We start from the raw sequence: 12,829 nt of genomic DNA, 5'->3' as shown, positions 1-12,829 counted from the left end.
TTACACCTCTTCTTCTATATCAATTAAAACTTGTCTTGGTTTACTTCCCTTTTGTGGACCAATCACTTGGTTACGTTCTAAATCATCCATTAATCTTGATGCTCTATTATAACCGATTCTAAATTGTCTTTGTAAAAGTGAGGTACTCGCTTTTTGTTGTTCTATGACAAATAAATATACTTCCTCATATAGGGAATCTTCACTTTTCATTTCAGACTTATCAGTAGGTGCATCAGATTCCATTTCTTTAATATAATTTGCTTTTTGTTGTTCTACGACAGAATTGACAATGTCTTGAACTTCTTGATCGCTTAAGAAAGCGCCTTGTACACGGATTTGAGATGAATCTCCGTTTCCAACATATAACATATCGCCTTTTCCTAACAGCTTCTCTGCTCCTGCAGAACCGATAATTGTTCTAGAGTCAGTTTGTGAACTCACTGCAAAGGCAATTCTTGATGGAATATTATTTTTAATTATACCTGTGATAACATCCACTGATGGTCTTTGCGTCGCTACGATTAAATGTATACCAGCTGCACGTGCCATTTGTGTAATACGTTGAATAGCATTTTCTACTTCTTTACCCGCTACCATCATTAAGTCCGCTAACTCGTCCACGATAACTACAATATAAGGTAGTTCGGCTTGTTTTTCATCAAGTTCTTCATTCTGACGACGTAAGAATTGATTATAGCCTTCAATATTTCTAGTAGATGAATGTTGGAATAGATCATAACGTCGTTCCATTTCTGCAACTATCTTCTCTAAAGCTTGAGAAGCCTTATGAGGATTTGTAACTACAGGAATTAATAAATGAGGCACGCCATTATAAACATTAAGTTCCACCATTTTAGGGTCAATTAACATAAGTTTAACTTCATGAGGCTTAGCATTTAGAAGTATACTTGTAATAATACCGTTGATACATACTGACTTACCACTACCTGTTGAACCCGCTACTAATAAATGTGGCATTTCATTTAATTGAATTGTCATAGGTTCACCAGAAATATCTCGTCCCAATCCCACTTCTAGCTTGTTTTTAGCTGGAAATTTGGTTTCTAAAACTTCTTTCAATGTTACTAAAGAAATCTTATCATTAGGAACCTCAATACCAACTGCAGAACGACCTGGTATAGGTGCTTCGATACGAACATCCTTTGCTGCTAATGCAAGGGCAATGTCGTTATGCAAGTTAACAATCTTACTTACTTTTACTCCTTGTGCCGGTTGAATCTCATATTGAGTTACAGCAGGACCTATTTTAATTTGGGTTACTTTAGCATTAACACCAAAGTTTTTCATCGTTGATTCTAAAATCTGTCCTTTACGTTGAACTTCTGTGCGAGAAGTTGTTTGTTGCTTGCTAGGTTGTTTTAGCAATGACAATGGTGGAATATGATAAGATACATTGGCTACTTCTCCAACCTCAGAAATTGAACCATTAGTTTGATTCTCATCTATTTCGTTTATTTCTACATCAGCATTTGTAGATTGGTTATTCTCTGTAGTCGACTCGGCTGATGACAGAGGTTGTTCTTTATCCTCAATCCCAAAGCGTCGTTTTTTACGTTTATTCGTTTTAGGCTGAGTTTGAGTTTCTTTTGTAGCTTCATCGTGTCCATATATAGGAATAGAGTCATCTTTCGTTTCAATCTCTGGAAAGTCACTTACATCTTTAACTTCATTTTCACGTGCTTCAAGACGTTCTGTTTCTTCACGTTCTTTCAAAAGTTGTCGTTCGCGTTCTTTTTCTTCTTTCTCGCGACGTCGTTCTTCTTTTTTCACTTTGTTTTGCGCTCTTTTTTCTTTAAAAGTTGTCGATGCACTTTGGCTAGAATTTTTCATTTTATCTAGAGATATTTTAGCCACGTCTCTATGACGTAATTTCAATAATAAAATCACACTTGAAACTAATAGAAGTAGTGTGATAATAATTACACCGGCGATTGAAATAAGTGGTACAAATATTTTTAAGGCATAAAAACCAATTACGCCCCCACCGAAATTTGGAAAGTGAGTACGGTCATATGATTTATACACATAGGATAAAACAGGTACTCTTTCTGCTATTACCCCTTTATTTAAATGATAAATAATTTGAGTGGCAATTAATAAAACTACCTGTAATAAGATTAAACCAATAGTACGTCTTGATTTAGGGAATTTACGTTGCATTGCTATATAAATAGTTATTAAGCTAACTAAAATATATGTTAGGTACCGGCTATTACCAAATAAATAATTGAAAAAGCTATCAATCATGCGACCAACAATACCTAATTGAAACATACCTAATATAGATATCACTACAACTACAACGGCTATTATGTATCTTAGTGAACTATCATTTTTTTGTGTTCTTTTCTTTTTAGAATTTCTAGCGGTCGTCCCTTTTTTTCTAGTAGTTGCTTTTTTCTTAGTTTGTGGCAAAATTGTACACCTTCTTTTATTTCTTACGTTATGTATGACATGCTTTAACTTATTTTATAATACATTAGATCTCTTTTTTTAAATAATTTAAAAAGTATGAAAGAGGTTGAGACAATACCATACACATTCAGACTACATAGTCTTTAATAAAGTGAAATATTCCATTTCACAATTGTGATGTTGTCTCGACCTCTTTTTATTGTTTATATCTTATATCTCAGAAATGACTGGTATAATCATTGGACGACGCTTAGTGCTTTCAAATAAAAGTTTACTAATTTGGTCACGCATATTTTGCTTGATTTCTGACCACTCAATACGCTTTTCTTGAAGACCCGCTTCAACGATTTCACGTACTTTTTCTTCAGCTTCGTTCATTAACTCTTCACTTTCACGAACGTATACAAAGCCTCGTGATTGAATTTCTGGCCCAGCAGCAATACGTCTATTTTTAGGATCTAACGTAACTACAGCGATAAAGATGCCGTCTTCTGCTAATAAATGACGATCTCTTAATACAATGTTACCTACATCTCCAACACCAATACCATCAATTAATATATTACCTGAATGTACCTTTTCATTTAATACCATATCTTTACCGTCATAGTGAATTACATCACCTTTTTCAACAAGGAAGATTTTTTCAGGAGCTACTCCAGCTTCATTTGCCAATTTAGCATGGGCAATTTGCATTTTAAATTCACCTTGTACAGGGATAAAGTATTCAGGTTTCATAATATTTATCATCATTTTTAATTCTTCCATGCAACCGTGACTTGATGCGTGAATTTTTTTATTATTAGGAATGACATAGGCGCCGGCACGTACTAACTCATTTAACGTATTAGCAATGATAACTTCCATATTTGCTGAAGCAGTGATGGCTAGATATACAGAATCGCCTTCTTCAATGTTCATAATTTTATGTTTGTTTTGTGCCATTTGCCCCAATGCTTCAATAGGCTCGCCTTCCATACCTGTAGCAATAATGACAACTTCATTTTTAGGATAATTTTCAACTTCATTAATTGGAATTAATAAGTCTTTAGGAATATCAAAATATCCCATCTTACGTGCGATATTAAATGAACTTTCTAGTGAACGTCCTAAGAATGAAACTTTACGATTTAATTTGCTCGCCGTATTTAAAACTTGTTGAATTCTAATAAAGTTTGAGGCGTAGCAAGATACAATTAAGCGTCCTTTAACTTTTGCAAATGCATCATAAATATGAGATTCGATGACGTTTTCTGGTGTATTGTATCCAGGTTTCTCAGCTTCAGTAGAATCACTAATTAAAGCAAATACGCCTTCTTCTCCAATTTCAGCCATGCGTTTCATATCTGGTGCATAATGACCTTGTAAACTTTGATCAAATTTAAATTCTCCAGTATACACAATTGCACCATAAGATGTATGAATGCAAATTCCTAAACTACCTGGAATACTATGTGTAGTACTGAAAAATGTAATATTTACATTTTTAAATCTCATAACTGATTCATTATTCACAGTGTAATAACGGACTTTTTTCTTCACATTACGTGCTTTCATATTTTCTTTAACAAGCGCTAATGTCAATTTTGAACCGTAAACAGGTGCGTCAATTTGTTCTAGAATATAGCTTACTGCACCAATAGCATGTTCGTGGCCATGGCTTAAAAAGATACCTTTTAATTTTTCTTTATTCTCGATTACATATTGGATATCAGGTATAACGATATCTACACCTAACATTTCATCTTCTGGAAACATTAATCCTGCATCCAACATAAACATTTCATCGTCTACTTCAACGATATACATATTTTTAGCGATTTCGCCCACGCCACCTAGTGGGATGATGCGAATATCGTCATTTTTTTTCTTTACTAAACTCAAAATGTTACCTCCTATATAAAAATCCCCGTCCATATAAACTCATAATTTATTATAGTTTAATTTATGTTGGATGTACACTATTAAAGTATTTCCTCTACCCCTTAAATAATATTACTAATATTGGTTTACTAGAGTGTAAACTATTAACACTTTGGCCTCATTTCAGATAGCTATTGTTAATAAAAATAGCGAGACTGAGTCATTTCTACATTAATGACTTAGTCTCGCTTTATTGTACTATTATAGGCAAGCAATATATTTGTGTTCAACCATCTCTAGTCAACTCTCCAAAAAGAACCTTCGGAAAATTTCACATCATATTAGATGTTCTGTCATTGCAAAAAATCAATTATTCATCCAATGCTTTATGAGAGGCATTCACGCGACCTTGTTTATCTATTTCAGTAATTTTAACTTCAATAGTATCTCCAATATTCAATACATCTTCTACTTTATTGATTCGTTCTTTTGAAATTTGAGAAATGTGTAATAAAGCATCTTTGCCTGCAAATAATTCTACGAAAGCACCGTATTTTTCGATACGTTTTACTTTTGCATTATAAACTTGGCCAACTTCTGCTTCACGAGTAATATCTTCAATAATTTCACGTGCACGGTTAATCATTTCTTGATCCACAGCACCGATAAAGATAGTACCATCTTGTTCTATGTCTAATTTCACGCCTGTTTCATCAATAATTTCATTGATTTTCTTACCACCAGGTCCAATAACATCTCTTATTTTTTCAGGTTTAATAGTCATAATCTCTACTTTAGGTGCATAGGCGCTTAATTCTTTACGTGGTCGATCAATTGTTTGTAACATATGATCCATAATTGCTAAACGACCTTGTCGAGCTTGTTCAAGTGCTTCTTCAATTACTTCACGAGTTAAGCCATCTATTTTGATATCCATTTGAATGGCTGTAATACCCTCTTTAGTACCAGCAACTTTAAAGTCCATATCTCCTAGCGCATCTTCCATACCTTGAATATCCGTTAAAATTGTATAACTATCTTCACGTGTAACAAGACCCATTGCGATACCAGCAACTGGCGCTTTAATTGGAACACCTGCATCCATAAGCGCTAAAGTTGACCCACAAATTGAAGCTTGAGATGATGAACCATTAGATTCTAATACTTCACTTACAATTCGTATAGTATAAGGAAATTCTGTTGTATCTGGAATAATATATCTTAACGCTCTTTCGCCTAAGGCACCGTGTCCGATTTCACGGCGTCCTGGCGCTCTTACTGGTCCAGTCTCACCAACTGAGAAATTCGGGAAATTATAATGATGCATAAAACGTTTTTCAACTTCAGGCCCTAAACCATCAATTAATTGATAGTCACCTAATGCACCTAATGTTAATACTGATAACGCTTGTGTTTGACCACGCGTAAATAAACCTGAACCATGAGCACGAGGTAATAATCCAACCTCTGAATCAAGCGGACGAATTTCATCTGGTTTACGTCCATCTGGTCTGATTTTTTCATCAGCAATTAATCGACGTACTTCTTCTTTAACTAAATCATTTAAAATTGCATAGACTTCATCGATTAATATGTCATTTTCAGGGTCTGCTTCATCTACAAACTCTGTTGCAATTTCTGCTTTTAAGGCATCTAAGTTTTCATCACGCTTTTGTTTATCAAAAGTAAGTACTGTTTCTTTTAGCCCTTTTTCTTCAGTAAGTGCTTTAACTCTATTTACTAGTTCTTCATCACGTTCAACTGGTACGAATTCTTTTTTCGTTGGTTGAATGTGTTCTACAACTTCTTCTTGAAAAGCTACTAAGCGTTTGATTTCTTCATGACCAAAGAAAATAGCTTCTAACATTTCTTGTTCTGTAATTTCGCTAGCTCCCGCTTCTACCATGTTTACTGCGTCTTTATGACCAGCTACTTCTAAATCTAAACGAGAAACTTCTTTCTCTTCAACTGTTGGGTTGATAACATATTTACCATCAATAAAGCCAACATTCACGCCAGCAATTGGGCCTTGGAATGGGATATCTGAAACGCTTAATGCCATTGAAGAACCAATCATTGCCGCCATTTCTGGTGAACAATCAGGATCAGCGCTTAATACGGTATTCATGATTTGTACATCATGACGGTAGCCTTTAGGGAATAAAGGTCTAATAGGTCTATCAATTAAACGAGCTGTTAATGTAGCTTCATCTGCCGGACGACCTTCTCTTTTTTTGAAACCGCCTGGAATTTTACCAGCCGCATACATTTTTTCTTCATAATTTACTGTTAATGGGAAAAAGTCGCCATCTCGTGGTTCTTTTGAAGCTACAGCAGTTGATAAAACTACCGTATCTCCATAACGTACTAAAACTGCACCATTAGCTTGTTTCGCTAATTGACCTGTCTCAATCGTTAACGATCTTCCAGCCCATTCAGTTTTAAAAACTTTCTTTTCTTGAGACATTATGAATCTCCTCTCTGAATTCTAATAACTACATCATATCATTTATTTTTAAAATTTTATATTAGTGAATTATCTAAAACTATAAAAAAAGGAAAGTACCAAACCAACTGGTGCTTTCCTTTAATATATTAATATTAACGACGGATACCTAATGATTTAATTAATTCACGGTAACGTTGAATATCTTTACCACGTAAGTGGTTTAATAAGTGTCTACGACGACCAACCATTTTTAATAATCCACGACGAGAATGGTGGTCTTTTTTGTGTTCACGTAAGTGTTCGTTTAATGCAGCGATTTCTGCAGTTAAAACAGCGATTTGTACTTCTGGTGAACCAGTGTCAGTTTCGTGTACACGATATTCTTTAATAATTTCATTTTTATGTTCTTGAGTAATTGCCATAATTAATTTCCTCCTAAATTTTATATACACCTAAATCTGAGCAAAGCGTCGGAGTCTCAACCCGCCAAGATAAAGGATTAATATTATGAATTCTATATTTTTAGAACTCAACTTTAAATATTATACGATACATCATCTCCAAAATCAACAGATAGTAAATACTTTGCCTTTTCTTTATCCTCATTCATCTGTTCAACTAATGGATCAATTCCATCAAATTTAACTTCTGGTCTTAAATAATGATGCCAATAAACGTTAACACGTTCACCATATATGTTATCTTCGAAATCAAAAATATTAACTTCTATAACAACTTCAGCTTTTGAGGGATCATGAAATGTAGGTTTAACCCCTACATTAGCTACGCCACGATAAATTTTATTTTCAGCGCCGATAGCAATACTCACGGCATATACACCTTTCTTAGGTAGTACATAGTCGTCACTAGGTTGTACATTGGCTGTTGGGAAACCAATTGTACGACCACGTTTTTCCCCTTGTACTACGGTGCCTTTAATGCGATATAAGTAACCTAATTGGTCGTTCGCCTTTTTTAAATTCCCTTCTTGTAGAGCATCTCTAATAGCAGTAGTTGAGATTTTTTCTGACTCCATCTCTTGTCTACCAACAATTGTCGTGTTGAATTCATCTATTTCATTTAACACTGACATATTACCTTTTCCGAATTTACCAAAAGTAAAATCAAATCCAGCAATGACTTCTTTAATATGGTTCTTAATAATATAATCTTGGATAAATTCTTCAGCAGTTACACTCGCAAAACGAGATGAAAAATTAATAACTATACAATAATCAATATTATGTTGTTCAATCATTTCAAGTTTATCAGAAAGTGGTGTCAAATAATCAGTACGCTTACGCTCTGGATTCAACACAACAGAAGGGTGAGGGTCAAAAGTTGTAACTGCTTTTTTTAAATTCTTTTCTTTAGCACGCTCATCCAATGCTTCAAATACTTTTTTATGACCACGATGCATACCATCAAAAAAACCAAATGCCATAGCAACATCTTCTTGGATTAATTGGTCTTGTTGAATGGGATGGGTTACTTCTATCACTTTCATAACTCTAAGCTCCTTTAATTAAATACTTTTTTAGGTTTAATTTCATATGCTTTTTCAGGATGTTGAACATAGATTGCCATTGCTTTATCAGTTGCAGAATCTATAAAGACTAATTGCTCTTCAATAGTATGGCCAAAAAGATTTTTATTAAATTTTTGACCATTTAGAATTTGTTGTTTTGTAGTTTCATCTGAAATGTAGACTTTTGGCAAACTTTTCAATACATATTCTATAGGAAATAAAAGTGATTGTAATGTGGCTTGCTCATGTAAGTCTGAAATTTGTTTTAACGATAAGCTATCACCAATGTCAAAACCACCTGATTGAGTACGAGTAAGTAATGACATATGTGCTGGATAGCCAAGACTTTTACCAATATCTGTAGCTAATGTTCTAATGTATGTTCCTTTTCCACATGTAACTTGAATATCAAATGTACATGAACCATTGTCGAAAGATAACTCGGACGTACGTTGAATGTGATTAATTTTAACTTTACGTGTTGGTCTTTCAACAGTTTCGCCTTTTCGAGCATATTCATATAATTTCTTACCATTTACTTTAACAGATGAATACATAGGTGGCGTCTGATCTATCACGCCATGGAATGTTTTCAATGTCTCATCTATAGCGTCTACAGTAACTTCTTTATTCGAAATATCCACTTTATCAATGACTTCTCCAGTTTGATCTTCAGTAGTTGTACTTTCTCCAAGGCTAACTGTAGCGCGATATGTTTTACCCATATCCATCACATAGTCGCTTACTCTAGTAGCAGACCCTAGGCATATTGGTAATACACCTGCAACTTCCGGATCTAAAGTGCCGGTGTGTCCAATTTTTTTCATTTTTAAAATTTTTCTTAATTTAAATACCACGTCATGACTTGTTAATCCTCGTTCTTTATATACGGGTAAGATGCCGTTATACATTAATTCACACCCTTGTATTGCAATATTTATGTATTAATTCAAGGACACATATATAGCCCTTGAATTTGAACTATTAAAAGGTCAAGATAATAAACGCTTGTATTATTCAATGCAATAGAATTTGTTAAAAGATAAACATTCAACGTTACTGTTTTAAAACATGAACCATCATTCCAACAATATCATCAATTTATTCTTTTATTTCATCCTACTTGAATGATAGGCGTGTTATCTTGACCTCATTAGTTTACTATTTATCTTGTTTGTGTAAGTCTTGAATCATTCTTTCGATTTTATTACCGTACTCAATTGATTCATCGTATTCAAAGAACAATTCTGGTACAATACGCAATCTCATTCTTGAACCTAATTCAGATTTAATAAATCCTTTAGCTTTATCTAATGCTTTAAACGTATCATTAACTTCTTTCTCGCTACCAAGTACTGTTAAAAATACTTTGGCTTGCGATAAGTCATTAGTAAGCTCCACATCCGTAATGGTAATAAAACCAATTCTTGGATCTTTCACTTTATTATTAACGATATCCATAATTTCTTTCTTCATTTGTTCTCCAACACGTTCTGCTCTCATGTTACTCATGGATATTTCACCTCTTAAAAATTTTTGCTTTATTATTTTACCCTAAAATACAGATTGATAAATATATCTATATCATGATAATTATCAATGATTTGGATATTAATTTTCATAATTTAAATATTAGTTACGATTATGAAATAGAAACTATCTATAAATTTAGACAAGAGTGCTGAAAAAAGTAAGTGCTATTTTAACATGTACAACATTTCACTTTAACCATGCCATATGAGAGGCTGGGACATTTTATATAAACATCCCAGCCTCTTATCTTTCATTCGTGTCTATGACTATCTTGCAACTTCTACCATTTCGAATGCTTCAATGATGTCGCCTTCTTTAATATCATTGAATTTTTCGATAGTGATACCACATTCGTAACCTTGTGCTACTTCTTTAGCATCATCTTTGAAACGTTTTAATGTGTCTAATTCACCTTCAAATAATACAATTCCGTCTCTAATAATACGTACGCCAGCGTTACGAGTGATTTTACCTTCAGTTACATAACTACCTGCGATTGTACCTACTTTAGAAACTTTAAATGTTTGACGAACTTCAGCTTGACCAATAACTTGTTCCTCAAATTCAGGGTCTAATAAGCCTTTCATTGCTGATTCGATTTCTTCGATAACATTGTAAATAACACGGTGAAGACGCATGTCTACATTTTCAGCTTCAGCAGCACGTTTAGCGCCAGCATCTGGGCGAACATTAAATCCGATAATAATACCGTTAGAAGCGTTAGCTAATGTTACGTCTGATTCATTAATTGCACCTACTGCAGTATGAATAATACGTACATTTACGCCTTCAACATCAATCTTCATTAATGATGCAGCTAATGCTTCAACTGAACCTTGAACATCACCTTTGATAATGACGTTAAGATCTTTCATTTCACCTTGTTTCATTTGTTCAAACAAGTTATCTAAAGTAACATTTTTGCTTTCTTGACGTTGTTGAATAACGCTAGCTTCATGACGTGCTTCACCTACACGACGTGCTTGTTTTTCATCTTTAAAGATGACGAAGCGATCACCTGCTAAAGGCACATCGTTAATACCTGTAATTTCTACTGGAGTAGAAGGGCCGGCTGATTTAATTCTTTGACCAAGGTCATTGACCATGGCACGAACACGACCATACGTGTTACCTACTACAATTGAATCTCCAACGTGTAGTGTACCATTTTGAACTAATAATGAAGCTGCTGGACCACGTGATTTATCTAATTCTGCTTCAATTACAGTACCTACAGCTTGTTTATCTGGATTTGCTTTTAATTCTTGAACTTCTGCTACCAATCCAATCATTTCAAGTAAATCATCAATACCGTCACCACTTAATGCTGAAAGTGGGACAAAGATAGTTTCGCCACCCCAGTCCTCTGGGATTAATCCATATTCTGTTAATTCTTGCATTACACGATCAGGATTAGCTGTCGGTTTATCGATTTTATTAACTGCTACTATTGTAGGAACGTTAGCTTCTTTAGCATGGTTAATAGCTTCAATTGTTTGTGGCATAACACCATCATCTGCAGCAACAACTAAAATAGTAATGTCAGTGACTTGTGCTCCACGTGCACGCATTGTTGTAAAGGCTGCGTGTCCTGGTGTATCTAAGAATGTAATTTTTTTACCGGCATTTTCAATTTGGTAAGCACCGATATGTTGTGTGATACCGCCAGCTTCTCCAGCCGTAACTTTAGTATGACGAATTGAATCAAGCAATGTTGTTTTACCATGGTCTACGTGTCCCATGATTGTTACAACTGCTGGTCTTTCAATTGCATCTGGATCATTCTCTTCATCGTCGAAGTAAATTGATAAGTCTTCTTCGTTAACCACAACTTCTTTTTCGATTTCTACACCGTAATCGTCTGCTATTAATTCTAACGTTTCTTCATCTAACGCTTGGTTAATATTAGCGACAATACCTAGTAGGAATAATTTTTTAATAACGCCTGAAGATTCAATGTTTAATTTATCAGCTAATTCGCCAACTGTGATGCCTTCTTCATAAGTAATTTTAGCTGGCATTTCTTTTGGTTCTGTAGCTTGTTTATTATTGTTCTTACCTTTTTTGTTATTTTTATTGTTTTTATTATTGCTATTGTTCTTATTGTTTTTATTGTTTTTATTACCGTTATTATTTTTAATATTAGGATTTCCTTTATTGTTTTGTTTATTGTTATTTTTATTATTGTTGTTATTACTTTGTTGTTTTTGGTGATTATTTTGAGTATTTTGCTTAGCGTTATTGTTACCACTTTGTTGTGGTTTGAATTTCTTATCAAGCACCTTTATTTGGTCGTCCTCTAGTGCTTGCATGTGATTGGAAACTTCTACGTCCATTTTCTTCAACTCATCGATAATCTCTTTACTTTTAACATTTAATTCTTTCGCATATTCGTAAATTCTTTTTTTACTCATATAATCACTCCTTACTATATTCATCAATCATAGACACAAGCTTGGACGCAAACCCAATATCTGTTACGCCAACATTTACACGCTCTGCCTTGCCTAAAGATTGTCCTAATTCTGCTCTCGTACCAAAAATTCTAAATGGGACGTTGTATGTTTCACATTTATTTTTTATATTTTTTAAAGAGTTCTCAGAAGCATCAGACGCTAAGATTACAAGTTTAGCTTGTTGTTTTTTTATTTCAGTTAATAACACTGCTTCTCCTGATTTTACTTTTCTAGCTCTCATTGCTAATCCTAAAAAATTAAATATTTGTTGCTTGGTCATTTTGGAATCTCTTCTCTGTAGATTAGTCTTATAACCTCTTTATATACAGGATCTAATTTTTCAGGACTTTCATTAAAGTATCTTTCAAGTACGCCTTTTTGTTGTGCTTCTTCCACGCTTTTTACATCTTTAGAAACATAAGCGCCTCTTCCTTGTTGTTTACCCGTTCCATCAGCAAATATTTCGCCTTCTTTATTGATAACAACGCGAATCATTTCCTTTTTTGGACGCATTTCATTGGTAATAATACATTTACGCATTGGAATTTTTTTCTTCTTCATTCA

The 12,829-nt window shown here is 34.0% G+C and carries 10 protein-coding genes; all 10 read right to left on the bottom strand.

What is annotated here, in order from left to right:
* Positions 1-2,436, bottom strand: a complete 2,436-nt coding sequence (locus CD147_RS04680; protein ID WP_103166284.1) for a DNA translocase FtsK — start codon at positions 2,434-2,436, stop codon at positions 1-3.
* A 210-nt stretch (positions 2,437-2,646) separates the two neighbouring features.
* Positions 2,647-4,320: a ribonuclease J2 gene (gene rnjB / locus CD147_RS04675; RefSeq protein WP_103166283.1), complete on the bottom strand. Its 1,674-nt coding sequence runs from the start codon at positions 4,318-4,320 to the stop codon at positions 2,647-2,649.
* Between the two features lie 349 nt (positions 4,321-4,669).
* Positions 4,670-6,766 (bottom strand): polyribonucleotide nucleotidyltransferase, encoded by a 2,097-nt coding sequence (gene pnp, locus CD147_RS04670; protein ID WP_103166282.1) that lies wholly within the window; start codon positions 6,764-6,766, stop codon positions 4,670-4,672.
* Between the two features lie 134 nt (positions 6,767-6,900).
* The gene (gene rpsO, locus CD147_RS04665) at positions 6,901-7,170 is read right to left on the bottom strand and encodes a 30S ribosomal protein S15 (RefSeq protein ID WP_103166281.1); all 270 of its coding nucleotides are present in this window, start codon (positions 7,168-7,170) and stop codon (positions 6,901-6,903) included.
* Between the two features lie 113 nt (positions 7,171-7,283).
* Entirely contained in the window at positions 7,284-8,255 is a 972-nt protein-coding gene (gene ribF, locus CD147_RS04660) for a riboflavin biosynthesis protein RibF (protein ID WP_103166280.1), read from the bottom strand.
* Positions 8,256-8,269: 14 nt separating this feature from the next.
* Positions 8,270-9,187: a tRNA pseudouridine(55) synthase TruB gene (gene truB / locus CD147_RS04655; protein WP_103166279.1), complete on the bottom strand. Its 918-nt coding sequence runs from the start codon at positions 9,185-9,187 to the stop codon at positions 8,270-8,272.
* Between the two features lie 250 nt (positions 9,188-9,437).
* The gene (gene rbfA, locus CD147_RS04650; protein WP_103166278.1) at positions 9,438-9,788 is read right to left on the bottom strand and encodes a 30S ribosome-binding factor RbfA; all 351 of its coding nucleotides are present in this window, start codon (positions 9,786-9,788) and stop codon (positions 9,438-9,440) included.
* Between the two features lie 287 nt (positions 9,789-10,075).
* Complete coding sequence (gene infB / locus CD147_RS04645; protein ID WP_103166277.1) at positions 10,076-12,223, bottom strand: translation initiation factor IF-2; 2,148 nt, start codon at positions 12,221-12,223, stop codon at positions 10,076-10,078.
* 4 nt (positions 12,224-12,227) lie between these two features.
* Entirely contained in the window at positions 12,228-12,545 is a 318-nt protein-coding gene (locus tag CD147_RS04640; RefSeq protein ID WP_103166276.1) for a YlxQ family RNA-binding protein, read from the bottom strand.
* Complete coding sequence (gene rnpM / locus CD147_RS04635; RefSeq protein WP_103166275.1) at positions 12,542-12,826, bottom strand: RNase P modulator RnpM; 285 nt, start codon at positions 12,824-12,826, stop codon at positions 12,542-12,544. Before rnpM ends, CD147_RS04640 begins: the two co-directional genes overlap by 4 nt.
* Between the last annotated feature and the right edge of the window lie 3 nt (positions 12,827-12,829).

Origin of the sequence: Staphylococcus devriesei (assembly GCF_002902625.1) — a bacterium.
Taxonomy (GTDB): Bacteria; Bacillota; Bacilli; order Staphylococcales; family Staphylococcaceae; genus Staphylococcus; species Staphylococcus devriesei.
The sequence above is the reverse complement of the archived record's forward strand: the minus strand, read 5'-3'. Positions and strand labels throughout refer to the sequence as shown.